At 47.8% G+C, this 26,373-nt stretch carries 22 protein-coding genes and 1 riboswitch; of the genes, 9 read left to right on the forward strand and 13 right to left on the reverse strand.

Translation table 11 applies throughout. The features are described 5' to 3' along the window. Nucleotides 1–11 precede the first annotated feature (11 nt). Nucleotides 12–827: a MetQ/NlpA family ABC transporter substrate-binding protein gene (locus ACY2IG_RS14245; protein ID WP_056063203.1), complete on the forward strand. Its 816-nt coding sequence runs from the start codon at nt 12–14 to the stop codon at nt 825–827. Nucleotides 828–887: 60 nt separating this feature from the next. On the opposite strand, the gene ACY2IG_RS14250 is transcribed toward ACY2IG_RS14245, so the two are convergent. Next, on the reverse strand, nt 888–1,385 hold the full coding sequence (locus ACY2IG_RS14250) for a GNAT family N-acetyltransferase (RefSeq protein WP_056063206.1): 498 nt from the start codon (nt 1,383–1,385) through the stop codon (nt 888–890). Nucleotides 1,386–1,473: 88 nt separating this feature from the next. Beyond that, complete coding sequence (locus ACY2IG_RS14255) at nt 1,474–2,352, reverse strand: CAP domain-containing protein (protein WP_290785723.1); 879 nt, start codon at nt 2,350–2,352, stop codon at nt 1,474–1,476. A 350-nt stretch (nt 2,353–2,702) separates the two neighbouring features. On the opposite strand from ACY2IG_RS14255, the gene ACY2IG_RS14260 reads away from it, so the two are divergent. Further along, on the forward strand, nt 2,703–3,059 hold the full coding sequence (locus tag ACY2IG_RS14260; RefSeq protein WP_035410328.1) for a hypothetical protein: 357 nt from the start codon (nt 2,703–2,705) through the stop codon (nt 3,057–3,059). 18 nt (nt 3,060–3,077) lie between these two features. Here the strand turns inward: ACY2IG_RS14260 and ACY2IG_RS14265 are convergent, their stop codons facing one another. Further along, entirely contained in the window at nt 3,078–5,828 is a 2,751-nt protein-coding gene (locus ACY2IG_RS14265; protein ID WP_462618074.1) for an FN3 associated domain-containing protein, read from the reverse strand. Between the two features lie 129 nt (nt 5,829–5,957). Beyond that, nucleotides 5,958–6,137 carry a DUF2188 domain-containing protein gene (locus ACY2IG_RS14270; RefSeq protein WP_035410333.1) on the reverse strand — a complete coding sequence of 60 codons (180 nt, stop codon included), beginning with the start codon at nt 6,135–6,137 and terminating at the stop codon, nt 5,958–5,960. A gap of 600 nt (nt 6,138–6,737) precedes the next feature. Between ACY2IG_RS14270 and ACY2IG_RS14275 the strand changes: the two genes are divergently transcribed. Next, nucleotides 6,738–8,768, forward strand: coding sequence for a thioredoxin domain-containing protein (locus ACY2IG_RS14275; protein ID WP_462618075.1), 2,031 nt, complete (start codon nt 6,738–6,740; stop codon nt 8,766–8,768). A gap of 201 nt (nt 8,769–8,969) precedes the next feature. Then, the gene (locus ACY2IG_RS14280) at nt 8,970–12,566 is read left to right on the forward strand and encodes an SH3 domain-containing protein (protein ID WP_462618076.1); all 3,597 of its coding nucleotides are present in this window, start codon (nt 8,970–8,972) and stop codon (nt 12,564–12,566) included. A gap of 331 nt (nt 12,567–12,897) precedes the next feature. Here the strand turns inward: ACY2IG_RS14280 and ACY2IG_RS14285 are convergent, their stop codons facing one another. The 6 genes from ACY2IG_RS14285 to ACY2IG_RS14310 all read right to left on the reverse strand — a co-directional run bounded on the left by ACY2IG_RS14285 (nt 12,898) and on the right by ACY2IG_RS14310 (nt 19,161). Beyond that, entirely contained in the window at nt 12,898–13,986 is a 1,089-nt protein-coding gene (locus ACY2IG_RS14285; protein ID WP_056063215.1) for a universal stress protein, read from the reverse strand. After that, nucleotides 13,983–14,504, reverse strand: coding sequence for a K(+)-transporting ATPase subunit C (gene kdpC, locus ACY2IG_RS14290; protein ID WP_462618077.1), 522 nt, complete (start codon nt 14,502–14,504; stop codon nt 13,983–13,985). Before kdpC ends, ACY2IG_RS14285 begins: the two co-directional genes overlap by 4 nt. A 14-nt stretch (nt 14,505–14,518) precedes the next feature. Next, the gene (gene kdpB / locus ACY2IG_RS14295) at nt 14,519–16,585 is read right to left on the reverse strand and encodes a potassium-transporting ATPase subunit KdpB (RefSeq protein ID WP_462618724.1); all 2,067 of its coding nucleotides are present in this window, start codon (nt 16,583–16,585) and stop codon (nt 14,519–14,521) included. Nucleotides 16,586–16,605: 20 nt separating this feature from the next. Beyond that, on the reverse strand, nt 16,606–18,246 hold the full coding sequence (gene kdpA / locus ACY2IG_RS14300; protein ID WP_462618078.1) for a potassium-transporting ATPase subunit KdpA: 1,641 nt from the start codon (nt 18,244–18,246) through the stop codon (nt 16,606–16,608). 23 nt (nt 18,247–18,269) lie between these two features. Continuing rightward, nucleotides 18,270–18,350, reverse strand: a complete 81-nt coding sequence (locus ACY2IG_RS14305; RefSeq protein WP_081780413.1) for a potassium-transporting ATPase subunit F — start codon at nt 18,348–18,350, stop codon at nt 18,270–18,272. Nucleotides 18,351–18,571: 221 nt separating this feature from the next. After that, a riboswitch (cyclic di-AMP (ydaO/yuaA leader) is annotated at nt 18,572–18,725 on the reverse strand. Nucleotides 18,726–18,966: 241 nt separating this feature from the next. Beyond that, on the reverse strand, nt 18,967–19,161 hold the full coding sequence (locus ACY2IG_RS14310) for a hypothetical protein (protein ID WP_023469379.1): 195 nt from the start codon (nt 19,159–19,161) through the stop codon (nt 18,967–18,969). Nucleotides 19,162–19,331: 170 nt separating this feature from the next. Between ACY2IG_RS14310 and ACY2IG_RS14315 the strand changes: the two genes are divergently transcribed. Beyond that, entirely contained in the window at nt 19,332–19,811 is a 480-nt protein-coding gene (locus ACY2IG_RS14315; RefSeq protein WP_035410348.1) for a glutathione peroxidase, read from the forward strand. A gap of 46 nt (nt 19,812–19,857) precedes the next feature. Here the strand turns inward: ACY2IG_RS14315 and ACY2IG_RS14320 are convergent, their stop codons facing one another. After that, the gene (locus ACY2IG_RS14320) at nt 19,858–20,427 is read right to left on the reverse strand and encodes a hypothetical protein (RefSeq protein WP_462618079.1); all 570 of its coding nucleotides are present in this window, start codon (nt 20,425–20,427) and stop codon (nt 19,858–19,860) included. Between the two features lie 63 nt (nt 20,428–20,490). Beyond that, nucleotides 20,491–21,564: a glycerate kinase gene (locus ACY2IG_RS14325; protein ID WP_462618080.1), complete on the reverse strand. Its 1,074-nt coding sequence runs from the start codon at nt 21,562–21,564 to the stop codon at nt 20,491–20,493. Nucleotides 21,565–21,697: 133 nt separating this feature from the next. On the opposite strand from ACY2IG_RS14325, the gene ACY2IG_RS14330 reads away from it, so the two are divergent. Continuing rightward, nucleotides 21,698–22,387 (forward strand): hypothetical protein, encoded by a 690-nt coding sequence (locus ACY2IG_RS14330; RefSeq protein ID WP_462618081.1) that lies wholly within the window; start codon nt 21,698–21,700, stop codon nt 22,385–22,387. Further along, entirely contained in the window at nt 22,384–23,004 is a 621-nt protein-coding gene (locus tag ACY2IG_RS14335; protein ID WP_290752690.1) for a hypothetical protein, read from the forward strand. Before ACY2IG_RS14330 ends, ACY2IG_RS14335 begins: the two co-directional genes overlap by 4 nt. A 66-nt stretch (nt 23,005–23,070) precedes the next feature. Here the strand turns inward: ACY2IG_RS14335 and ACY2IG_RS14340 are convergent, their stop codons facing one another. Further along, nucleotides 23,071–23,982 carry a Gfo/Idh/MocA family protein gene (locus ACY2IG_RS14340; protein WP_462618082.1) on the reverse strand — a complete coding sequence of 304 codons (912 nt, stop codon included), beginning with the start codon at nt 23,980–23,982 and terminating at the stop codon, nt 23,071–23,073. A 172-nt stretch (nt 23,983–24,154) separates the two neighbouring features. Between ACY2IG_RS14340 and ACY2IG_RS14345 the strand changes: the two genes are divergently transcribed. Together ACY2IG_RS14345 and ACY2IG_RS14350 are read left to right on the forward strand one after the other, a co-directional pair. Further along, nucleotides 24,155–25,408, forward strand: a complete 1,254-nt coding sequence (locus ACY2IG_RS14345) for an SH3 domain-containing protein (RefSeq protein WP_329469177.1) — start codon at nt 24,155–24,157, stop codon at nt 25,406–25,408. Between the two features lie 145 nt (nt 25,409–25,553). Continuing rightward, nucleotides 25,554–26,159 carry an AmiS/UreI family transporter gene (locus ACY2IG_RS14350; RefSeq protein WP_290752698.1) on the forward strand — a complete coding sequence of 202 codons (606 nt, stop codon included), beginning with the start codon at nt 25,554–25,556 and terminating at the stop codon, nt 26,157–26,159. The last annotated feature ends 214 nt before the right edge of the window (nt 26,160–26,373 follow it).

Consider the following 26,373-nt stretch of genomic DNA (forward strand, 5'->3'; position numbering starts at 1 on the left):
AGAGTTGAATCATGAAAAAACGATATGCCTTTTTAGCGACAGCCTTACTCGGTGCAGGAATCCTCGCAGGATGCGGAGACAGCAGCGCTGATGAAAAAGACAAGACGATCAAGATTGGGGCGACAAGCGGTCCTTATAGCGACATGGTCAAACAAGCGATTCAACCGCAACTCGAAAAGAAAGGCTATAAAGTCGAAATCGTCGAATTCAGCGATTATATCCAACCAAACATCGCACTCGGTAGTGGCAATATCGATGCTAACTTATTCCAACACTCGATTTACCTGAAGACGTTCTCTAAAGAAAAGAAGCTCGACCTTAAAGGACTCATCACAGTCCCGACGGCACCGATGGGACTGTATAGTAAAACGGCGAAGACACTTGACGACGTCAAGACAGGCGCTGAAGTCGCGACACCGAACGATCCAACGAACCAGGCACGCGCGCTGAACCTCTTGGCAGAACAAGGCTGGATCGAACTGAAGCCAGATGTCGATCCACTGACCGTCTCAGAGAAAGATATCGTCAAAAATCCGAAGAAACTCGTCATCAAGCCGCTTGAAGCAGCGCAACTGCCACGTGCCATCGAAAGCGTTGATGTCTCAGCAGTTCCAGGGAACTTCGCGCTTGCTGCGAAATTCGATTTACTCGATGCGTTAGCACTTGAGACGATGGACGAGCAATACCGGAACCTCATTGCTGTCCAAACGAAAGATGCAGACTCACAAGTCGCAAAAGACCTGAAGACAGCTGTCGAATCCGATGCATTCAACACAGTCATCGAAAAATCATTCAAAGGTTTCAGCAAACCAAATTGGGCAAACTGATTTTAAAAAAGACCGGAATTCAAAAGAGATCATCTCTCATTGAATTTCGGTCGTTTTGTGTTAGAACCGATACCACATGAGTTCTTCATCATGATAGGTACCATCGATTTTCAACGCCCGCGGTTCAATCGCGTACGATTCGAAGCCAAGCGACCGATACAAGGCTTTAGCGGCTTCATTCGTCCGAACGACCGAGAGATGAACCTGCTCGATCCAAGGACGTTCCTCTAATGCCCGTAATGCCTCTTGTACCAATTGCTGTCCGACCTGCTGTTTTCTGATGCTTGGAGTGACGTACATCGCAAATAAATTGGCTCGATGTCGCATCTTGTCTAGCTCGGAGCAGACAACGGTGACGACCCCAACGAGTTGCGCTTCATGAAAGGCACCGAACGTCGCTGCCTGTTCGCTCTGAAATCGCGTAGCATACTGGTCGACCGGTCGATCTTTTTCCGCTTCATAATCGGAGCCGAACGCTTCCGGATGATTCTGTAATGCTTCTAATCGCAATGCTTTATAGAGTACTGCATCTTCTGGATTCAATCGACGGATTTCCAATCGCCCCACCTCCTGCCTTTAGTATAAAACAAACAATCTCATGAAAAAGAGAACGACATCGTGAAATGTCATCCTCTTTTTTACATACTTAAGGTGTTCGGAAATTAATCGTGAAGTACGGTGCATTGTCTCGGAATGCCACACCGACATCGGCTTGCTTGTACTCTTTTTTCAAAATATTTTCTCGGTGTCCTTGTGAATTCATTAGACCCCAATGCGCGGCAAAGACGTTCGGATACCCCATCGAGAGGTTTTCACCAGCATAGCTGAACGTGATTCCCCCGCGTTTCATCCGGTCGAACGGATCACGACCTTGTGGATCTGTATGCGAGAAGAAATTATGTTTCGCCATGTTTTCGCTGTGACCACGGGTGACCGGCTTCAATGCTGTGTACGGTGCTAACGGATTCAACTTATAGTCAGCGCGTTCCCAGTTCATCAAGCGAAGCATCAATTTCTCATCCGTCGTCCGTAGCGCATTTGACGATGTACCGTAGAAGCCTTTTTTCTTCGCTTCGACGTCTTTCGGAATCGCAAGTGTCGCTTTGACTTTATTGCCGTCATGTTGATCGAAGAAGTACGTCACATAGTTGCCTTTCTTCTCATAAACGGCGGCATGGTCCAGATTCAGCATGTAGTTTGTGTTGCCTTTACGATAGGATTTCACTGCGGTCCAACCCTTTTTCTTCAAAGAGGATTCCGTATCCTTATTCAATACTGCACCTTGTGTCGTCACACCGTTTTTGAAACGATATTTTCCGTAGTCCTTACCATCCTTCGTTAAGGCGACGAATTCTTCCGTTGAAGTCCGTCTGACTTCCCAGTCATATCCGGGATACTCACTGCTATATCGATCAATCAGCTTGCCGCCACTTTTCGGGTAATCGGCTTCTGCCTGTTCCATTGGAATGTTTTCGTAGCTGAAAAAGGCTATCGCTGCTACTCCGATGATCAACCATTTTTTCATGTCGTCGTTTCGCCTCCTTTAATCTCATTACCTTTATTTTAAAAGAAATTGTTTCCCCCGAACAGTCATTGACTCTCATTTGTCTAAATCACATCTTCTGTCCACAAACCTGACACATTTCATGAGAACGCTCTTCCTTTAGTGAAATGCTTTCTTTTAAACGATTCTTGAAAACATTTAGTACAGAGACTAAAGTATATTCCCCTTTTCTTAAAATGTGTGAACATTCTTTTATTTCATTCTCAGCGAATTTTAGTTGCTCTCCGAATCTTGACTCGGTATTATTAAAATTCGCAAGCCAAACTTTCAATGCATTTCCAAATAACATAATGATATGAAGGAGCTGACCTATGGTTTTACTGTATTTCATTTATGAATCCATTGCCTTTTTACCCATTCAACAATACTTATTCTCCGGCTGGATGATTCTTGTCGCCTTGACTGTATCCTTTAGCTTAGCCAATGCCCACGAAGATGTTCGTCTCAATCAACGACTTGGATTTGAAATACTCGTTCCAGGTTCCGGTATGTTGCTCTCAAAACAATTCATTCCTGGTCTCGCTATTATTCTATTATTGATCATCATTCACTTCACGTATATGTTCCGTGCCATCCCGTTACCCGTTGCCTTAATTTCCACACTCTCGATCAGTACACTCTCACTTCTTTTACTCTTTATCCCAGCACGCAAAAAAGCGGACCGCTAAGTCCGCTTTTTTTTGATTTTATTGGTATTTCGTTGTTTCAGCTAGTTTGTATTTGTTCGACAATTCAAGCCAGATCGTTTTGCCTTTGATTGTCTTCACTTGAATGTATGGACGCCCTTGTGACACGCGAAGTGCGAGCAATTCACCTTGTTGATCGGCGTGTGTTTCACTGGCTTTATCCCAGTTGCGACCCAATTTACGTTCAATGAAGATGTGTTTTCCTTTTTGAACAGCACGCCAGATACCGACTTCTGCCGTTCCTTTGACCGGTACTGCCGTTTGTGCACCTTGAATCGAGATGATCGCTGGATCGTGGTCACTCGCGCTACCGTCTGCTTCCATGTAATCCGAGTTGATGTTGACGATATCCGACGATGTATACGACTTCAAGTTATTCGAAATTAAGATATGGTCGAGTACTTGCGCATTTCCGTTGTAGACGTACGAGTAACGCTCAGATTTTGGAAGATCATCGACTGTGTTCCAGAGATTTTTCCCTTTCAGGATGTCTAACGTTTCTGAGAACTGGAAGTCGTTGAGGTCACCAAGAACGACGACATTCGAATCTTTGACTTCCGTCTTCAATTCAGAAACGAAGTTTTGGACGATGTTCGCAATCGCATGACGCTGGACTTCACTCTTACGAACGACCGGTTGGTTTTTACCGAAGTCAGCTCCATCGCCACCTTTTGAGTTGAAGTGGTTGACGATGACATGATATGAATCACCATTGAAGAGGAATTCCGCGACGAGCGGTTTCCGCGAACTCGCGAAGTTCGGATCCGTCGGCTGAATGCGACCCGGGTTTTTCGTCAGCTTGCCATTTTCAACTGCCACGGCTTCCGTCGCTCCACCTTTTTCTCCTGGTGCGAGTGATACACGCGCTGGATTGTAGAGGAACCCGACACGGATGTTTCCGCCTGGTTGCCCGCCGTCCTTTTTATCTTCTGGTGCGATGTCCGTATACGCATACCGGACACCTGTTTTTGCTTCGATCGCTGCGATCAATGTCTCAAATGATTTCGAAGCGTCGACTGTGCCGCTATCTGTTGCGCCGTCGTTATCCTGCATCTCTGTCAAACCAACGATGTCTGGTGTCTTCAGGAATGTCGCGATGCCTTCCGAGACACGATCAACTTTTCCAGCATCCGCTGTCGACGCGAAGTTCTCGACGTTGTATGAAGCGACAGTCAGGCGTGATTCACCCGTTTCGATGTTCGTCGGTTGACGTTCCGCTTCGCTCGTAACGAGTTTCGGAAGGTCTGCTGCTTTTGCGAGTACTTTGTAAGCCGAATAGTTGTAGCTCATGACACCCTCAATCGTTCCATCGAATATGTCTCCGGCTTTCGCACGATACGATGAACTTCCCATCTCCACGAACAAGCGCTCCGGATTGACGTTGTCCTTCGTCAGAATCGGTGTGCCACGTTTCGTGTAGACCTTGTTTGTGTCTGTTTGTGTACGAACTGGGATCGTCCGGTTCGCTTGTGGTCCTGTGACGATCGCGTTCGGTAAAGCAACACGCATGCCTTCTAAGCTTTCGTATAAATCGATCGCATCTTCTTTCGGGTCAAACTGAGCGAAAGAATCGTTATCAACGACTTGAGTCGGAATCAAGACGCCTTTATCACCAAGGACGATACTCGCTGGTAACCCTTCGTTGAGCGCACCCTTTACGAGATTGACCGTACTGATTTCCGTAACGGCTAGATCCGTATCGAATTTATCGCTGTATCCGCCAAGGATCCATTCCTTGACGTAACCTGTCGTCGCGACCTTTTGTCCAACGGCAGCACCGTGGTTTTTCGCGTAGACGAGAATACCTTCTGATGTCCGGCTGTCGTTATCCGGATTTGGATCCTGCATGTAGAAGTTGTTCGCATCAACGACATACGTGACGACACCCGTCGTCCGGACGAGTTGATCTGCGTATGATGATGTGTGCGCGACGCCTTGGATACTGCTGATTTTAGTGATTGGTGGTGCAATATAGTACTTGAATGTCGAGACAGCTGACGTTTTCCCGTCCTTGACAGCAACCGCTTGAATCGTCACTTCGTCATTGATCGTAATCGGTGATGTGTAAACCGGACTGTCAACAGTCGGTGTCGTACCATCAACTGTATAATGGATCGTTCCTTCACCTGACAGTGTCACTTGATCCCCACGCTCGACCTCACCGACTGGAGTAGCCGTTGGTGCAACGAGAATATCGCCGGCTTCCGTCTGATGGCTACCGAGATTCGTCAGTGTATCGACAGGAAAGCTCGTCCACTGTGATGGTTCATACGTCTTAACACCTGATGTAACACCTGATTTCCGAACAAGTGTCGTGTCTTTTGCGAAATCAACGGATGAACCGATCGGTCCGATGATATCAAGGACAACGTCGCCCTTTTTTAATGCAACCGGATCATTTCCGTTGAAGTTCAACGAACCCGTCGTCATTTGCGCTTTTGCTTTGATGTCTGCATTCGCACTTGAATTCGCGATAACGAATGTTTTACCTGGATCTACTTTCCCCGATAATGTGATTTTGGACTCAGATGGTCCACCGTTCGTGTATTGAACGAGTGTATAGTCTGCTAAATCAATGATTTGCCCCGATCCATTGTATAGCTCGATTGCTTTGTTGTTACTTGTTCCTTCTATGTATTCAGACAAGATGACGCCTTCGCCTTCTGCCCCGACAAGACCCGCTTGTGGAAGGATTCCTGCAGTCAATACTCCGGCCAATGCCCACTTTCCAAACGTACTGCCGTATTTCATGATGTGACCCCCTATTGAATTTTCTGACACTTCTTTATAATATCAGATTATATTCAAAAGAGTGTATATTTTCCGTAAAAAAAGATACCATCCTTCGTAAATGAAAGAAATGGTATCGCTTACAATATTTTATTGTTCGTCTTTGTGACTTTCGTACCATTTTTCAGCTTGTGATGTCGCAATCGGAATAGCGCGTCCCTCTTCATACCCTTCTTCTAACAAAGCGTTCGCGATCTCAATCGCTTTTTTTCGAAGCGGTGGATCAAAGTTCTTGAATGAATCCGGATAGTTGTTCTCATTCCATGGCATGTCGTCACCCCCTTCTTTCCGCTTTACCCGAAAAAAGGCATAAAAAAAACGCCTCATCAGCGTGTCGTTGTTTTTGGTTGTCATGAGAATCGAGGATTACAGGTGATCAAAACACCTGAAACGACGAAAGCCCTACCTCTCTTTCGTTGTTACGGCTCCTTGGCCGCGCCAGCTGAATCAAGCATTTTAGCAAGAATCGTGATGCGTCTGCAACGGACGCATGATACTGGGATTTTTAGAAATAGCTCGGGAATGAGCGGAAAAGTATCGATTGGAAGGTTTATCTTGCTGGGTCGACTTCTTCCCGTAGTATGAAGAAGGACAAAATAAAAGCGATGACTTATGTCTGACTCATTTGTCAGTAGCGGTCTAAAAATCCTGACCTGTCGATTTAATTGTATGATATGGATTGAAGATTCTCACATGAGTGATCATCCCCGATTCATGACTTATATTAATTTATCATACTTTCTTTTATAAAGTCAATCTTTCTTTTAGAAAATCGTTTTCCCTCGTCTTGGAACCAGAGTTGCACCTGCTACAAAAGCCGAGTATCGTGAAGAGGACTCATTACTATAGAAGAAACGAGGGAAATCCATCATGTCGAATCGACTTATCCATGAAACGAGTCCCTATCTATTGCAACATGCCCACCACCCTGTCGATTGGTACCCCTGGGGTGAGGATGCCTTCACTGCCGCGCGTGAGACTGGCAAGCCAATCTTTTTATCAATCGGGTATTCGACGTGCCACTGGTGCCATGTGCTGGCACACGAAAGTTTCGAAGATGAAGAAACGGCACGACTCTTAAATGAACGCTATATCTCGATCAAAGTCGACCGAGAAGAACGTCCCGACATCGATCATTTGTACATGACGGCTGCTCAAGTCATGAACGGACAAGGCGGCTGGCCGCTGAGCGTCTTCATGACAGCGGATCAACAGCCATTTTATATCGGCACGTATTTTCCAAAAACGCCTCAGTTCAATCGTCCGAGTTTTCGTCAAGTGACACTCCAGCTCAGCGAACAATTCCGCCGTTCACCAGAGAAAATCGCACAAGTCGGTCAGAATATGTCGCAGACGCTTCGCGACGTATTGCAGCCTGCGACGTCTACCCGTACTTGGGATGAATCGATCATTCATGACACTTTCGATCAAGCGATGCGACAATTTGATCGTCAACATGGCGGATTCGGAGAGGCGCCGAAGTTCCCGTCGCCTGCCCTGCTCCGTTTCTTGCTCGATTATTATCAGTTCGCGGAAGACGAGACGGCACTTCATATGGTCATGCGATCGCTGATCGCGATGCGTGACGGCGGGATGACGGATCAAGTCGGCTACGGTCTATTCCGCTACACGGTCAATGCCAAGTGGGAAATTCCTCATTTCGAGAAGATGCTCTATGACAATGCCTGGTTTGCGACCCTATGCATCGAAACGTATCAAGCATCGGGTCAAACTCGCTTCCGTCGCTATGCAGAAGAAGTGCTGACGTTTGTAGAACAGGAATTGACCGCACCGGACGGCACCTTTTATGCTGCACTGGATGCAGATAGCGAAGGGGGCGAAGGACATTTTTATACGTTCACGGAGCGTGAGCTGACCGACTTGCTCGGACCAAACGCGCTGTTCCCCCGCTTCTATCATGCTTCATCATCGGGAAACTTTGAGGGACGGAACGTCTTTTACCGGACAGGACGAACACTCGAGGCATTCGCACGTTCTATTCACTTATCGCTTGCTGAAACAGCGTCGCAACTCGAACACGAGCGCCAAATTCTTCTTCGTGCGCGAAATGAACGCATGCGTCCATTCCGTGATGATAAACGGTTGACATCGTGGAATGCGATGATGATTTCGACGTTCGCTAAAGCCGGCCGTGTCCTTGGCGAACCGCATTATACGCATGTCGCAACGCGTGCAATGACGTCCCTCGAACGATTCGTTCGTACTGAACAGCATCTTGCAGTCCATTACCGCGATGGACAAGCAACCGGTCACGGTTTCCTCGATGACTATGCGTACATGATTGATGCACATCTTGAACTATTCCAGTCTACACACCATGCTCTCCATCTAAAGGAAGCTTTAGCATTTGCAGATGTGCTGCAGGACCAGTTCCAGACAGCAGATGGTTATTTTTATCTGACGTCGTCACGCTCCGACAAACTACTTGTTCGTCCACTCGATCTGTATGATGCCGTCACACCTGCCGGAAATAGCGTTGCCTTGAACGCCCTTTTCACGCTCAGTCGTCTTACTGGTCGTCTCGTTTATCAAGAGAGTGCTGAACGGGCTCTCGCAACCTTAATAGAGGAAGTCGAGCAACAACCGACCGGATTCGCCTCACTTGTCAGTACCTTCACCTACCGGCAGATGGAACCGAAGGAATTGATTATCTTGCTTCCGGAAGAAGTAGACATCCCGCTCGAAATCAAGCAACTGCAACAGTTACGCTTACCGGAAGTTGCTTTGTTGATCGGTACGAAGCGCGACCTTCTTCCGCACGTCCCACTGCTTGCGGAGTATCCAGAACCAGACGCACCAACGGCTTATCTCTGTCATGATTTTTCCTGCGAACGTCCGACGACGCGTTTAACGGAAATCCTCGCACGTCTCAATATCTAACCATATCCCCTCTTGTTTAAAAAAACAGGAGGGTTTTTCAAAAAACCAGACCCCTTTTTTCAAAATTATTCAATCTTTTGTTCATAAAAATCCGATATTGTCGATAGTAAGGATAGGCAATAGATTTTACAACTTAGACTTAGACATCCTAGAAGCCGATTCCGTCCATCCGGACGAATATCTACTAGGAGGAAAGATACTTTGAACACGACATCATTCTCGAAGACCTTGAAGGTGTTCGCAAGCTTTCTCATCGTTTTTAGCATCGTTTTGACATCTCTTCCGATGGCTGAAGCAGCAACGACGAAAGCGACGACCTACCGTCTGTCTACCGATAGTTATCTGTACGATAAGACGGCATCTTCTCGGAAACGCTTGTTAACGATCAAGACCGGAACTGTCGTTTCATCCACGTATGCTTCTGGCTCGTTCAAAAGGGTCACATATGCTGGAAAAACGGGATATGTCGCGTCGAAATACCTCACGCTGTATGAAAAGAAACAAACCGTTTCAGGACAGCGCTACCTCGTCCTCAAAAAGACACCGATCAAAAAGACAGCAGTGGATACTGCAACGACGATCGGCACGTTGAACGAAGAGGATGTGTACTACACGTCACAACGTGTGACGAATCCATATGGCGAGACATGGTACCGCGTCAAATATGACGGCAAGACAGGCTATGTCGCAGCTGGCGCAAAAGCGGTCGCGTATAAAAAGGTGACGAACACGACGTTAAATACGATCGATGCTTACATCTTGCGTCAGTACGCTGGAACAGGTTATCCCAAAGTTCAGACCATTCCATCTGGAAAAGACGTCAAAGTCGTCGGTCGGATCGAAAAATGGGTCAGTATCCAGTACGACGGGAAGACAGGCTACATGCATCAAGATGCGTTCGCCTCTTCTGAAAAGCAAAATGTGACATTAATTCCACAAACACGGTATCAGACAAAAAGTGTGACACCACTTTACAGTCAAGCCGAGGCAAAACAAAGTCTAGCGAGTCTACCAAAAGGTACGGTCGTCACCTCGAATGCTAAGACGGCAATCTATCATCAAGTCACATATGCCGGAAAGACAGGGTATGTCTTATCCGCTACGTTGGCAGAATACACAGAAAAAACAAAGCTTCCGTCTTCACGCTTCTTGTTGACATCACCACTCGTCATCAAAACGACACCTACTGCGAATGGAGAAGCACTTGCGACACTGAGTGCTGGAAACGTCTACTACACGAAAACACGTGTGACGAATCCGCTCGGCGAAACATGGCATCAAGTATCGAAGGAAGGCAAAATCGGCTTCGTATTAGCGAATCAAGCAACACCGATTACGTACGAAACTGAATCGAACCTCTCTTTAAAAACGACAGCATCGACGGCGATTCGTTCCTATGCGGGTTCATCGTATGCTGCAGTACAAACAATCCCGAGCAATACGGTCATCAAAATTTCCGGACGGATCGGAAACTGGTACCGTGTCAGTTATAACGGTAAAACCGGCTATGCCGCATCGAATACGTTTACGACGCTTGCAACGAAGCTAAAAATTGCAGCGGCACGCTTCGAACTAAAAAAAGCGGTTTCCATCAAATCTTCACCGGATGCAAAAGCCTCGACACTTGCAACTTTGCAGAGCGGTGATATCTATTACACGACACAGCTCATCACGTCAAACGGACAGCAATGGCATCGTGTCAGCAAAGATGGAAAGACAGGCTACATCCCAGTCAACCAAGGCAAGAGCGTGCAGTACCAATCGGACCGGATCGTCATGCAGACGACGACTTCGACTCCACTTCGCTCGTATGCCGGAAACACTTACGCAACCGTTAAAACGATCCCTTCCGGTACAAGCATCACCGTCACTGGAATGATTGATGACTGGTATCGTGTGACGTACAGCGGGAAGACGGGTTATATCGCTTCACGTTACGCCAAGGAAAAAGTCATGACGCAATCGATTCCTTCTTCTTATTATCGCCTTGGACGTACCGTCGAAGTAAAAGCATCACATCAAGCGACAGCAGAAACTGTCGTTCGCCTTTCTTCTGGAGACGTTTATACGACGAATCAAGTCATTACGACTGGTCGTTCGGAGCAATGGCATCGCCTGACAGTCGATGGGAAGACCGGCTACGTTCAAATCAATCAAGGTTCACCGGTCACCTATGAGAGCGTTAATAATCACCGTTATCAAGCAACGACGGATACGACACTCCAGTCGGATGCCGGTTCAGCCTATGCGACAGTGACGAAGCTGCCAAAAGCAGCCGTCGTTCAAGTAACAGGCAGTCTCGATCAGTGGTTAAAGATCAGCTACGCTGGGAAAAACGGCTATGTCTTGAAATCAACACTGACACCGTACACGGAAACAAAAAAAATTACGGGTGCGCGTTTCTTGGCGAATCAATCGCTCGTCGTCAAACAAGCACCGGACGATCAAACATCGAATATCACGACACTCGCGCTCGGGAATGTCTATTACACCTCTGCTTTGATCACGTCCTACACGAACACGTCATGGCACAAAGTGACGATTGATGGCAAAACGGGTTATATCCGTACCGGACAAAATACATCATCGATCAAGTACGAAGCAAAAAATAAATTGTATATGAAAGCCACGTCGGATGTAGCGCTCCGTTCTTATGTTGGTAGTTCCTACAACGTCATCAAGACGATTCCGAAAAATATCGTCGTTACCGTCTCCGGTCAAATCGGTGCCTGGTATAAGATTTCATATGACGGGAAAAGTGGATATGCGTATAAAGGAGGATTTATTCCAGCTTCTACGAAACTGAACGTCTATAATTCTATTGCGACACCATATACGTTTGATAGCTTCATCAACGCCCAGATGAAGTTGAACCCACCACCACAAACAGACATATACAAGGATAAATTGATGTATGTCAGTACCGGATATGTACGTCTCGGTGGTTCACTCGATCCGGTCAACGGAACACTCGCTACAGTCACAGCGACGACACCACTTAACATCCGCTCTGGCGCTTCGACGGCAACGCACATCTACGGTCAGTTTAAACCTAGTCAGATGATTAAAGTTTATCAATCAGTCAGCGGCTTCTATACGACGTATCCACGTGTCTATAGTAAAGACAAATACGGTGTAGTAAGATATTCGACGATCCAATGGTTGAATGCACTGGAAACAGACGTCCGTGATGCAGCTGATCCGTTGAAAGTCGACCGCAACTCTTCTGCGTTCTATCAGTTTCTCGATCTCTCGAAAACAACAGGCGCAACAGCTGCTACACTCGATAAGTTATTAGCAAATGTGACCAAAGGGGTAGGGATTTTCAATACATGTAGCAAGGGCAGTTGTGGGCAAGCGTTCATCGATGCCGGTCAAAAATATGGTGTCAACGAAGCTTACTTAATCTCACACGCTTTACTTGAGACAGGTAATGGTCAATCAAAACTGGCAATGGGTGTGACATGGAATGGACGTAAAGTCTACAACATGTATGGTATCGGGGCTGTCGATGGTGATGCAGTCAATAAAGGTGCCAAATATGCCTATGAAATGGGATGGTTCACACCGGAAGCGGCAATCGTCGGTGGTGCTGAATTCATCAGCACGAAGTACATTCATAATGTCTACGGACAGAACACGCTCTACAAGATGCGTTGGAGCCCGATGCGTCCTGGGAGCCATCAGTACGCATCGGACATGGGATGGACTGTCAAACAGACGTCTCGGATCTATTCACTCTATCAACAGATGGATAGCTACACAGCTGTCTTTGATATTCCAGTCTTCGCTCGTTAAGGAGACGATGAACCAACGTCTTTAAATCAATGAATGTGTTCCAACATCAAAAAAAGGAAAGACCGTTCTGGTGATCCCACCGGAACGGTCTTTCCTTTTTCATTAGTAGCGAACGAGCAGGATCATCCTCAACTCCTGCAGGAAAAGAAAGCGCGCTCGACGCTTTCGACAGGGATAGGTAAGACCCGGTAGACCGCATGAAATGCGAGGATGTCGCAGCTTACCTCCCGCCTGCGGAAAGGGAGGATGACCAACTGACTCGTTCGTCTTATGAAACGATAGACTGATGATATTGCGAAGAAAACCCCTGCATTTACGCGGAAGGGCTCCCCTAGCGTTCCATGTCATCGGCGACGATTTGGATATCGATTCCGCGGACATGACGCATGATTTCATTGATGATCGATCCGCGTCGGATTTCCTGCCAGCGGGTCCGCGCGGATTGACCGAGGACGATTTGCGTGATGCGATGATGTTTGGCAGCGGCGGTAATCGCTTGAGCAATCGAACGTTCGCCTTGAATCCGGATCAGCACTTCTGCTCCGAACAAGGCACCACTCTCCCGCACCATCGCAAGCACTTCCTTCTGTTTCGCATTCAATTGATTTTCCGCTGCCGGTAAAATCGTCAGAACATACAGTTCCGCCTTTAATCGACTTGCCATGCGAAATCCGCGATAGATCAACTTTCGCGCGTTATCATTAAGCTGGATGCAGACGAGAATCCGTTCTTGTAATGTCGCCGGGTCTTTTTCAATCAACAAACGTGATTGATAGACTTGATCGTCGACTTCGTCCGCGACTTGTCGTAACGATAACTCCCGTAAGCTCGCGAGATTCTGAAGCGAGAAAAACGAATTCAGACTCTGTTCAATCTTTTCTTTCTTGTAGATTTTCCCTTGCTCGAGTCTCTCCCGTAACGTTTGCGGCGTCACGTCGACGAGTAAGATCTCATCAGCCTCTCCGAGAAATGGATCCGGGATTCGCTCCCGGACCTCGACACCCGTCACTTCTTTGACTTTAAAGAGTAAGCTTTCGAAGTGCTGGATGTTGACGGCCGAGTAAACGTTGATCCCGGCGTCAAGGAGTGCCGCGACATCTTGATAGCGTTTTTTCCGTTCTGATCCGGGAGCATTCGTATGCGCCAGTTCATCGATCAGGACAATATCCGGGTGACGGGCAATGATCGCGTCCACGTTCACCTCAGGAAACACTTTCTCTTTATAGACGACTTCAAGTAACGGGACTTGTTCGAGCTGTCCGACCATCTCCGCCGTCTCTTTTCGACCGTGCGTCTCGATCAAACCGATGACGACATCCTTGCCTTCAAGCGTCAAGGTTCGTGCATCGGCAAGCATCTTATACGTTTTTCCGACACCAGGAGCTGAGCCGATATAAAGCTTCAGCTTTCCCCGTGTCATGACTTGCTCCGATCAAGTGCTAGGTTCAAAAGGAGGACATTGACGTAATCATGCGTCCCGGCTTCTTTCGTGATTAGCTTGTGTACCTCGTCACGCGATAGGTCGCGTGCGGTTGCGATACGCTTCGCTTGATCCAAAGCATAAGCGACTGAGATGTGCGGATCGAAACCAGAACCGGATGTCACGAGGGCATCGTCCGGAAGCGAAGCGCCGTCCTCTCGATTCTGTTTCTGCAATGCCGCTATCTTCGTACCAAGCTCCGGGTTCGATGCTGCCAAGTTATCCCCAGCAGATGATCCCGCTAATTGATCGACCGCTGATGGACGTCCGTGAAAATACTGTTTCGACGTGAACGGTTGGGCAATCAATTCCGATCCAATGAATTTTCCGTTTTCCTGTACGAGTGAACCGGCTGCTTTATCCGGTACGAGAATCTGACCAAACAGCGTCAACAAGGCGGGAAAGACGATCCCGCATAATGCTGTGATGAAGATCGTCACACGAATGGCTTGTTTCATGATTCGTTTTCTCCTTAAAGGATGCTTGCAAGCAAGACATCGATGATTTTAATCCCGATGAACGGTACGATGACACCACCAAGACCGTAGATGAGTAAGTTACGCCCGAGCAATTGATCGGCTGTCATCGGTTTATACGAGACACCTTTCATCGCGAGCGGGATCAGCATCGGAATGATGATCGCGTTGAAGATTAGAGCCGACAAAATCGCTGTCGTCGGGGAATCGAGTCGCATGATGTTGAGTACTTCCATTTGCGGAATCGCGACCATGAACATCGCCGGGATGATCGCAAAATATTTTGCGACATCGTTTGCAATCGAGAACGTCGTCAACGCTCCCCGTGTCATCAAGAGCTGCTTTCCGATTTCGACGACTTCGATGATCTTCGTTGGGTTCGAATCAAGATCGATCATGTTCGCTGCTTCTTTCGCGGCTTGTGTCCCACTGTTCATCGCTAGACCCACGTCCGCTTGAGCGAGCGCTGGTGCATCATTCGTACCGTCTCCTGTCATCGCGACGAGGTGACCGGCTGCTTGTTCTTGCTGGATGACACGGATTTTATCTTCCGGTTTACATTCGGCGACGAAGTCATCAACGCCTGCTTCGCGAGCGATCGTTGCTGCCGTCAACGGGTTGTCGCCGGTACACATGATCGTTTTGATCCCCATCTCACGCAACCGATCAAACCGTTCCCGCATTCCTGGTTTGACGGTGTCTTTCAAGTAGATGACTCCAAGAATCGTCGCATCCATCGCAACGACAAGTGGGGTTCCACCTAAGCGTGAGACGGAATCGATCGTTTCTTGCAAATCATTCGGAATCGTTCCACTTTGTTCTGTCACCCATTCTTGGATCGCTTGTCCCGCTCCTTTACGCACCCGGCGACCATCCGTCAAATCAAGACCTGACATCCGTGTTTCCGCACGAAACGGAATGATTTCTGCGCCATCTAACCACTGGCGCTCGACTGGCATGTCTCGTAGTTCTGCGAGTTCTAAGACGGATCGTCCTTCCGGTGTCTCATCGGCTAAAGAAGCGATGATCGCCCCTTCGAATGCTTGCTCGACAGAGCGTCCACCGACCGGCGTGATCTCTGACGCCATCCGGTTCCCGAACGTGATCGTTCCCGTTTTATCTAAGATGATCGTTTGGATATCCCCTGCTGCTTCGACCGCCTTCCCGCTCATCGCGATGACGTTAAAACGGGTGACACGGTCCATCCCGGCGATGCCGATCGCGGACAGCAAACCACCGATCGTCGTCGGAATCAAACAGACGAGTAACGCGATCAAGATTGGACCAGAAAGATTGAATCCAAGATAGTTCGTAAAGACTGGTAACGTCATGACGACGAGTAAGAAAATCAATGTCAAGCTCGTCAACAGTGTTGATAAAGCGAGCTCGTTCGGTGTCTTTTGACGGCTTGCGCCTTCGACAAGCGCAATCATCTGATCGAGGAACGATTCCCCTGGATTACTCGTGATTCGGACTTCAATCTCATCACTAACGACGAGTGTTCCACCGATGACCGACGAGAAATCACCCCCCGCTTCCTTGATGACTGGTGCCGATTCCCCTGTGATCGCCGATTCATCAATTGAAGCAAGACCTTTGATGATTTCACCGTCACCTGGTACATATTCACCGGCCCGGACGAAGACGATGTCGCCTTTCCGGAGTGTCGCGGACGAGACACTCTCAATCAATTGTCCGACACGTTTACGAGCCATGACGTCCGCTTTCGACGCTTTTAGCGAGTCTGCTTGTGCTTTCCCGCGTCCTTCGGCGATCGATTCTGCGAAGTTCGCGAACAAGACCGTCAAGAAGAGTATGATGCTGACCGTCAAGTTAAAACCACGCATCTCATCAATGAAGATCGTATAGCCGATTGCGAGCAAACAACCGATCCAGACGACGAACATGATTGGTTGTTTGATCATGTTGACGGGATTCATTTTTTTAAAGGCGTCCATTGTCGCCTGGCGGACAATCGAGCCGTTGATTGCTGATTTGGATTGGTGTTCCGGCTGCCCATTCGGTTGGTGTTCGTCGGACGTCGGATGCATGATACGTTCCATCATATGCTTTTATCTCCTGTTCACATCGTCAGCCAGTCCGCGACCGGTCCAAGTACGAGCACTGGCAAGAATGTCAATGCACCGACGAGTACGACCGTACCGAGGAAGACTGTTCCGAAGAGTGGTGTGTCTGTTTTGAATGAAAACTCATCTTGCGGCACGGATGGCTTCGCCTTCAGCGAACCAACGATCGCAAGCATTAAAATCAATGGGATGTAACGTCCGAAAAATAACGCAAACGATGTCGAGACGTTCCAGTAGACATTCGCGTCCCCGAGCCCTTCAAATCCAGAACCATTATTGGCTGTCGCCGACGTGAATTCGTACAAGACTTGTGATAGCCCGTGATAGCCTGGATTCGAGATGCCAGCGACGCCTGGTGCAACGTACATGGAGATTGCCGTTCCGACGAGAATCAAGAATGGTGGCACAAGAAGTGCGATAGCGATCATCTTCACTTCGAACGTCTCGATTTTCTTACCAAGGTACGTTGGTGTCCGACCGATCAAGAGACCTGTCAGGAAGACTGCGACGAAAGCATAAAGCAAGACATTCAAGAATCCAGCGCCGGCACCGCCGTACACGACGTTCAGCATCATGTTGCCGAGCTGAATCAAACCAGCAAGCGGATGAAGCGAGTCATGCATCGCGTTGACGGCACCCGTCTCGGCTGCTGTCGTAATCGAGCTATAGAGCGCTGTACCGACTTGACCGAAGCGTAATTCCTGACCGTGCGCGGTCGGGTTCGCAAATAAGCTACCTGCCATGCCGAATGTCATCATGACGAACAAAATCGTCATGACGCCAAGGAAAAGACGTCCTTGTTTCGCAGAACCGATGATTTTTCCATACGCGACAGGAAGTGACATCGGAATCAATAACATTAAGAACATCTGGATGAAGTTAACGAACTGGTTCGGGTTCTCAAACGGATGGGCACCGTTTGCTCCGAAGAAACCACCGCCGTTGTTACCAAGCTGTTTGATGACCTCAAACGCTGCGACCGGTCCACGGTAAATCAACTGCTTCGCCCCTTCAAGCGTCGTGACGCTGATTGCGCCACTAAACGTCTGTGGTACGCCGAGTAAAATCATCAACATCCCGAAGAACAATGAAATCGGAAGCAGGATGCGGAAGATGAAGCGAACGAAGTCGGCGTAGAAGTTACCGAGCGGTTTATTCGCAAGACCACGGATGACAGCGATACAGACCGTGAATGCCATCGTCGGTGCAACGAATAACATCGTTCCGAGGACGAACGTTTGTGAGAGATACGATAAAGCTTCACCCGAATAGTGTTGTTGATCGGTGTTCGTCATGAAGCTGATCGTCGTATGGAGCGCTGTCGACCAGTCAAGATTAGCGGCGCCGTTCGGATTGAGCGGTAGACTTCCTTGAAAGCGAAGCAACAAATACCCACCGATGAAAAACAGTAGATTGACGACTAATAGACTTTTTGAATAGCCGACCCACGATTGATCTTGTTTCTTTTCATCGACACCGAGTAACGATAGAAGGCGTCGTTCGACCTTACCGATTGTATCGACCCGACGATCTGCGATTGGTGCAAAGTACATCCCGATGTAGCGACCGAGCAAGACCGCTGCACAAAGTGCAATGACGAGTAGGATCCAAAATTGGATCAGGAATTGAGTCCACATGTTTTTCTTTTCTCCCTATGCGATTAGAATTTTTCCGGATAGATCAGACAATAACCGAGATACAAAAAGACGAGACATCCCATTGCTAGTAAAAACCACGTCATTTCCGGTCACCTGCTCTCCACTGGACACGTTCGATCAGTCGAATCATTCCGAACGTCGTACCGAAGAAGAAGACGAGCAGTACGATACTCCATAGTTCTCCCATTATGAAATTACCCCCATATTATTCAATATTTTTACAATTAAGCACGACAAAAAGACGATGTGAGGCGAAAAACGGCCCCAGCATCGCCTTTATAACTTGGCATACTGAAAAAGAGTCGTTCCCTCCTAAAAACGCCTGCGAGGTTAGCTGTCGGATTCGGGCATACCTAGGATTTTGCCCTACCTTTCCCGTTCGGAAAGGATTCACCCCGTGTCACGTGTCGTGACGATTGGGTCCCCCGCTTCAATCATGAATTCGGCGTACTTTGAGATCGAAGCATTAACATGTTAGTGTTCGTTGATGAGATGGATATTACTCCGATTTTTTAAGGTTGTAAATAGAAAAAATGAAAAAAAAATAGTCTGATTTTTTAATGACTTACTTTCGAAAAATAGTGTTTTTTGACTCTATGCTATAGAAGAAAAAAAACCACAGAAATCGATTCTTTCATCTAAAATGGAGGAGCTCCTTTTTAGATCGAATCGCTCTGCGGTTTCATAAGCAAATCAGAATTATGATTGCTGATTCATTTTGGCATGGACCGTCAAAGGAGCTAGCATCGTCACCCATAGGGCAACCACTCCAGAAACAAGAATCACAATATCGCGTTCGAATCCAAGCGTCAATAAGGTAATACAACTTCCGACGAGGACGAGACAAAGCGTCGCGATCATGACGAACCGCGATTGTTTCAACATTTTTCTCATGTGGCATCTCTCCTTTCCTTCCATATTCCTTTTCATCGTAACAAAGATTGACATCAAATGCGTCGTTGATACTTGATTGTGATGTTTCTGTCATCACGCAAGTAATGATAGCAGACGACAGGAAAACGGATTTGTTACACTAGAGAAGTACTTAAAAAGGGGGAATTGATATGTTACAAGATCATTCATTTCAACGCGTCGACGGAACGTCGGCATCCTTAAGTGACTACCCAGCTCAAGCATGGCTGATCGTCAATACAGCCAGTAAATGCGGCTTGACGCCACAGTTCGAAGGACTCGAGCAATTGCATCAAGACTATCGTTCGCAAGGATTGACCGTACTTGGTTTCCCATGTAATCAGTTCGCGAACCAAGACCCCGGAACGGACGAGGAGATTCAGTCGTTCTGCCAAGTCAACTACGGCGTGACGTTCCCCGTCTTCTCAAAAATCGATGTCAACGGTGAGCAAGCACATCCGTTATTCGAAGAACTGAAAGCACAAGCACCGACGACGGACGGTACAACAGACATCGAGTGGAATTTCACGAAATTCCTCGTGACTCGTGATGGAGAAGTGACGCGGTTCTCTCCAAAAACGAATCCAACGGATTTGACGGCAGCGATCGAACGATTGCTCGTTCAAGTCTAAAAGGTAAGCTTCCCTCCTTCTCCCTTGAAGGAACGGAAGCTTATTTTTATGTTGTTCCTGGCTCAAGATGACGACTGATCATCTCTTCCGCCAATCGTTTGACATCATCGATATCGCGCATTTCCGTGAACGGATGCCCCCAGACGATCAGCTCTTCGATTTCTTCAATCGGTTGCGTCGTGTATCGTGTACCATCGGCGACGAACTCTTGCGCAATCGTCGATTCAAAGGCAGCATACTTCAGGAGCCACGGTTTCTCACTCAAGATTTTGTGGGCATGCTTCACCTGCTTGAATGTCACATCGCCGACGAGGACGATGGGATCGAATCGTTCATGGAGAGGATGCGTATATTGAACAGAGATCAGCAATCCATGTTGGTTCGTTTTTTCCTGTTGTCGGACATACGTCCGCGTCAGGAAATGTGGAACGAGTGACTCCGCACTCTCTTTCGTCTGATGGATGCTCAAACCATGTTCCGTTTGAACGACATCCGGTAGGACTGGTTCGTATCCACGATTCGCTAATTGTTGATCGAGCTCTTTGAATAACAGCAAAGTATGTTCGACAAGCGCTCGGACTTGGCGAAACGATAATTGGATCGATTGATTGATCATAGGATGACCTACTTTCTCTAAAAGTATGGCAATATACAGTTATTTACCCAAACTTTTCCGACTTCATCCCTGTTTCAGTGAAAGTTCCTCGAGCCATTTACGTGTTTGCTCCTGTATACGCGTTTTCGTCTGTTCCGGGTCGAGGGTGATCTTCTGATCGACATGAATCGATCGACAATCAAGTGCCTGCGGGATGTTTTCTTCGACGATTCCTGCAAGGATCAGACAAGGAACGCCAGCTGTTCTCGCCATCCGCGTGACCTCACCTGGCAATTTACCGATTTGACTTTGACGGTCGACCCGTCCTTCCCCTGTCCAGACATAATCCGCTTGTTGCATCCGCTCTGCTACACGAAGGTGTCGCAAGATCATCGATGCGCCCGGAACTATCTGTCCACCAAGCGCATACACGGCTCCACCGAGTCCGCCGGCTGCCCCTGCTCCTTTGACGCCCTCTAATCCAAGTAACTTTCCAATCTGTTTGAGTTGTTGATCGAGTTTTATGATGTCATCCGGAAGCAGTCCTTTTTGTGGACCAAACAGATAAGCCGGACCATCTAGACCATGATAGGGAGCTGTCACATCTACGAGGGCTTCCAGCTGAACCGGATACGTTGAACAATGAATGGCTTGCGTCTCAAGTAACGGATTTGTACAAAACAAAATCGGCTTACCCGAGGCATCTTGAAGACGACAACCGACTTCCGCGAGTAAACCAAGTCCCCCATCCGTCGTACCTGTCCCCCCTAACGCCAGTCGAATACGTGTTATTCCTTGATTGCGTAACTGTTCCATCAAACGCCCGACGCCACGCGTATTCACTCGAACAGGATTATCTCCGCTTTGTCGCATCGGCAGTCCACAAATACGCGCGACTTCGATGACGGCGTCTGAATCTTTTACGGCATACTGTACTTCACACGGACGACCTGCTAGATCAATCGTCATGGTCGTCTTTTCCTCATATCCAAGCGCGAGATAGACTTCAAGCGTTCCTTCCCCACCGTCCGCGACAGGTGAGGAATCGATGATCGCGGTTGGATCATGTGCCAGTATTCCAGACGTGACGGCTTCTGCTGCCTCCTTCGAAGAAATACTACCTTTGAACGCATCCATTAAAATCAAGTGACGTTCCATCTGTAAGCTCTCCCTTCAAAAATCTCATATCAAGTTTTGATTGCGTTTCCAATTAATGTTACGATGATACTAATTTCAAATTACCATTCCCTTATCTGACATTTCATTTTACATACACAGGAGGTCTTATCCCATGGAACGCTGTTCGTTATGTGGAACACCACTTCGTCAACACGATACGACTTGTTCGCATTGCCAACATCCTGTTATCAAGAAAGAACAACTCGCCGAACCACCCACTTCGTCCACTTCACGGACTTGGCTCATCAGTACCTGCCTTTTGCTCTTTCTCGTCGGAGGAGCCGGTTTCCTGTGGTATTCGCTACAAGATCCCGTTTCCCCTGAAGCGGGTCCGACATCTAGTGTCGAAGCACTCGCGCTTTCGGAATGGTCCGATGAACAAACAGCGTACAATCAAACGTACTCGAAAGACCGTCCTCCAACGTCCTATGATGTCCTTCGCTTCGTCCGTCAATATACTCGGACGATTCCGGAGCTTGCGACATTCTCGAAGAAATACGATTCCATCGAGACGTTTTCTGCGATCCAGTTCACGACTTTGAACGTCTTTGAATCAGAGTTCAAGCATCTCCATCGTATAACGAATGCCGTTGATGCCCCTGTCGCTCCAAGTGTTCTCGCCGTGACATTCCAAAAATTCACGTCAAAGGGAGTTACGTATCATTTACGTACACAAGAAACGTACCAAATTGCGACAGCAAACGGTTCAGAACCTGTGACGTATCGCGTCCATTATCGTCTGAAAGTGCATACGGATCATCTTCAAATCATTGATGTTAATCGAACGGAGGTGACTTCATGAAACGAGTGCTCCTTTGTCTGCCTCTTTGTCTTCTGATGGCGTGTTCGCCAGAAACATCTAGGATTCAAGAACAGCTCGAGCAGCAAACCTACACCCGTGCCGTCGAACGATCGGAACAAGATATCGATGAACCGGCTGCTCAGCTGATGGTTCAGCTTGAACGACAGCTTGCTGGTTATCAACTGCGTGATGTCTTAAAAACAGCGGAAGCAATCGAACGTCTTCAACTCACAACAGATCATCCTGTTCGAAAAAGGGCAGAAGCCATTGCCCTCAGTGCAAAAGAGATGTTGAAGCAAGTCAAACAGTTCGAAGGTACGTATGAAGTCGAACGAAGTATACTCGAAGACGAGCCGTTCGACGGAACCGGACGTATTCATGTGTCTTTTGACGAGCAGGACACATTCATCGCGATGATTCGCTTTGAGCAGTTCGGTCTCCCGGACGCACTGCGAAACGACGAAGAGATCATTCGTTTTGAACCGGATTTCTCTGCTCGTATTAACTTATCCGAAGGACAAGTCAGTTACCGCTTCGCCCGCTCGACACTTCGTGTGACGTTCGAAGGACCGAGCGGTAAGCGGATTTATCAACTCAAACAACTATCAAAGAAGTAAACGCTAAAATGCCGCTCCACTTGAGAGAATATCCTCGAGTGAAGCGGCATTTTTGACGATTCCTACTCAGCGCGCAGCTTGAACGTGTTCATACACCTGTTGGCATAATTCATGTGTCGCGAGGCTATCAGACGCTACGACCGATTCGGACGATTCCCCCTTGATCGTTCGAAGGAACGCGTCTAACATATCGACGAACCCGCGTCGCTTTAATGTCGCTTCCCAGTTATCGAGCGGATACCGGAGCGTTCCTTGCTTCGTCAATTGATCGAGTGTCGTCACGTCGGTTGCGACCCGTTTTTCCTCCGGTCCCATCACTTCGACGCGTTCTTCCGTCATACCGTTATCGCGGTTCATGACACCGATTGCCGTGATGCCGTTTGAGACGAATTGAATCGTCACGTGATGTAGCCCGCTTTCGTCTTGCTTACTCTTGACGTGTAAGTCTTCAATCTCACCACGTCCCGTCAAAAAGCGAAGCGTGTCCGCGACATGGATGAAATCATCGAACAGAAATGGCTTGGCGTCTTCGATGAACGACGTCCGATTCTTTTGCATGAGGACGAGATTCGGATCATTTACTTCAAGTAAGCGCTGATGCGCTGAAGCGAAGCGTCGATTGAATCCCGTGATGAACGGTAACTGTTTCTCCTCTGACAGACGAGTCAGTTCACGAATCTCTTCGATTTCCATCGAGACTGGTTTATCAACGTAGACGGCGATTCCTGCTTCTAGCGCTTGTCGCGCTTGCTCGGCATGGACGACGGTCGCTGAATGGATCATGACCGCGTCGATTCCTTCCTGTACAGCATCAGTAAACGTCGCGTATGTCCCCGCAAAGCGATAGTCTGCTTGCAATCGTTTTGCTTTCTCTTCATCTCGTGAAATCAAATATACCTCGATATCAGATCGTTCAGCATAGACCGGTAAATAGGCTTTTTGAGCGATATCCCCTAAGCCAATGACGGCTAATTTCATATGAACTCCTCCTTTTCGACTGTTGCTTATATTCCCTATGATACGTTAATTGACACGAAAAGATGAGAAACAGCCCTTTACAGGCATCAAATTCCTTTTTTTGAAAAGAAGTGAATTTCCTTTTTTTGTTTTATGATAAAACCATATTTGAACAAGGAGGGAATGAGTTTTTATGAAGCGCTTGCTCCGTACTAGTCTTACGCTCTTATTATTGTTCGCTTTGTGTCTTCCCGCCATTCCGGCTCAGGCAGCCAGTTACCAAGTCGTCGTCACTTCGACAATTGGAGCGAACATCCGCTCGAAGCCGAGTACCGCCTCGTCCGCAACGATTGTAAGACGTGCTGCGTACAAGGCAAAATTCACAGCCGTCTCGTATACGAATGGCTGGTACAAGATCAAGGACGGAGGTACATATCGTTATCTATCGAACCAGGTCGCTCAAAAAGTATCAAGTAGTTCAGTGAAGACGTACAAAATCGTCGTCTACTCGAAAGCTGGAGCGAACGTCCGAACATCCCCAAGCACGGCATCGTCAAAGAATATCAAGCGACTCGCACCTTACAACTCGAAGTTCAATGCGGTTTCGTATTCGAACGGTTGGTATAAGGTCAAAGGTACGACCAATTACTACTATGTGTCGAACCAAGTCGCTAGAAAAGTGACGACGAGCAGTCCAAAACCATCGAGTGGTAGTTATCCTGTTGCGTCGATGCGGTATTTTAAGCTTGGATCGTCAAGTTATCAATTGACGAAAGAAAGTTTCGTTCGCCGTTACCCAGCGAGTACAACGAAACTATTGACGGGGATCGTCGCTTATGACGAAGCAGTGCGTAAAGGCACACTCGATCAAACGTTCACCCTGACGTCTGCGATGTTATCTGTCCCTGCTGGCAGTAGCGTAGCGGGTTTCCGTGTTGGCGACAAAGTGACGATGCGCCAACTCTTGAACGGGATGCTGATCCGCTCTGGCAACGATGCAGCAAAAGCGATCGCCGTCCGGACAGCTGGTTCTGAATCGAAGTTCGTCTCGTACATGAATAACCGCGCCCGTTCAATCGGAATGAGTGCGAGCCATTTCATGAACCCACACGGTTTCTATCATCCAAGTCATTACACGACAGCTGCTGATATGCAAAAACTCGCGAATACATATGCGAAGTACAGCACGCTCATGACGATCAGTGGACGCAAGTCGTATCAGACGACCGTTAAAGGACCGTATGCACGGACATTGACGTGGTATCATACGAATACGTCGCTTCCAGGAGATACACGTGTTTATGCGAGCAAGACTGGTTACACACCGGAATCTGGTTACACACGTGTCTTCTTCATCAAAAAAGGATCGACACGATATGGTCTCGTCACACTGAAAGGAACGTTGTCCCAAACCGAGACGACACTTCGCTCCGTCTTAAATCAATAATCGACTCATCAACAGTCTGGTTTTCCGTTTCGGGAGCCAGACTGTTTTCTTTTTCCTTCAAATTATACTTGCGCTGAAAACGAATTCATCTTAGAGTTGAAATTAGAATCAGACGTCTGACGTCTTAATGAAGGAGAGTTTTTACGTGGGAAATGTCAGTTTATTATTTGGGGGCGTTGCGCTCTTTTTAAATAGTTTGACCTTGTTTGGAAAAGTCGATCTCCGTAGCGCTGGTGTCTTCAGTCTCATCACGGGTCTACTGCAAACGTTCATCGCAACGTATCTTGTCATCGGTGCTGCAGGTGATCCAGCGTTGACGTTCGGGTACGCGAGTATTTATTTGTTTGCCTTTACGTATGTTTATGTCGGGATCACGTTCTTATTTAACCTCGACGGAAGCGGTGTCGGTTGGTTTTCCTTGTTCGTTGCGATCGCCGCTTTATTTTATGCATTTGTCAGCTTCACGACAGCAGACATCATCGGCGGGGTGACATGGTTGTTCTGGGTATTGCTCTGGAGCCTGTTTTTCCTCGGGATGGGAATGAATCGCCCGATTGATGCGATCACTGCCCGCGTTGCCCTCGTATTAAGCTGGTTGACGTTGATCGTACCGGCATTGATCGGTCTTCGATTCGGCTACTTTAGTTCCGCATATCAATGGTTATGGAGTGGGGCTGCCGTTCTGACTGTTGTCTATTTCCTCTATACGATGATGAAATTCTCGATGCTTCGGACGATCCGCTCGTCGTGACATGCTAATCGATTCATCAAAAAAGATGTCTATTTCCAGTTATGAATCGGAGATGGGCATCTTTTTTGATTGATGGAGAACGCTATCGTTCATCCGCGACTCCTACAGGAAAAGAAAGTGCCATTGGTACTTTCGTCAGGGATGAATCAGACCCGGCAAACAGCATGAAATGTTGGTTGCCGCGGCTGATTTCCCGCCTGAGGAAAGCGCGGAT

Source organism: Exiguobacterium sp. EF_C8, assembly GCF_054956715.1.